The following is a 972-nucleotide window of genomic DNA, read 5'->3' as shown; positions in this document are numbered from 1 at the left end:
GCGTGCGTATTGCCTGAAAACACAACCCGCTACGGGGGAGACTTACCCGAAATCTGATTTATTCAACAAAGCCCTTAAGTCTGTCAAGATGGTGTCAATTTTTGTTTTTTTTCTTGATGATTAATTGCGTTTTATGCCAACTAATTGAATTTAAATGAAAATAAACTTAACATTAGGCCTATCTATCGAGAAAGTCTACTGAATTCCATTTTTGGCCATTGAGCATAAACTTCATCCGATTTTTGTTTATTATCTTATTAAAAAAATGCTAAAATTCATTATATTGTTCTTTACATTGACAGAGAAATTGAATAACAGGTTAATATATGGAAGGAAAAAGAGTTTTAATCATTGAGGACGATATGCGGGCTGCAGAGGTCCTGGAAGCTTATCTAAAAAGAGAGTGTTTTACTGTTGCTAAAGTGGGTGATGGTGTTAAAGGCCTCGAGATGGTTTTTTCCTGGCAACCTGATTTGATCTTATTGGATGTCATGCTGCCAGGGATAAACGGCCATGAAATACTGGCTCGAGTGCGTAGAAAGAGCGATGTGCCGGTCATCATGGTGACTGCAATCGGCGAAATACAAGATAAGATTTCCTCGTTGAGGCATGGGGTAGATGATTATATAGTGAAGCCGTATAACCCAGGAGAGGTTGTAGCTCGGGTTCATGCAGTGCTAAGAAGAACGAGTATATTGAATATAAGATCTGAGCTTATTATTTGTGGCCCAGTACAACTTGATGAAGAGGCAATGTTAGTTCACGTTTGCCCTACCGAACATATTAAAATCGCAGTGGAACTTACGCCAACCGAATTTTCAATTTTATCTGTGTTAATGCGAGCGCCCAAAAGAGCTTTTTCCCGACAAACATTGTTGAATATGTGCTTGCCAGAGGCTTTGTTGAATAAATCAGATTTCGGGTAAGTCTCCCCCGTAGCGGGTTGTGTTTTCAGGCAATACGCACGCTTTC

At 39.6% G+C, this 972-nt stretch carries 1 pseudogene; it reads left to right on the top strand.

Features of this window, described 5'->3' with window-relative positions:
* Positions 1 to 326: 326 nt before the first annotated feature.
* A pseudogene (locus AC2FCQ_RS24615) lies at positions 327 to 899 on the top strand (response regulator transcription factor); the annotation flags it as partial.
* Between the last annotated feature and the right edge of the window lie 73 nt (positions 900 to 972).

It is taken from the genome of Serratia sp. CoH_134_PS_4, assembly GCF_058190535.1.
Note: the sequence above shows the minus strand (reverse complement) of the source record. Positions and strands in the feature narration are given on the sequence as shown.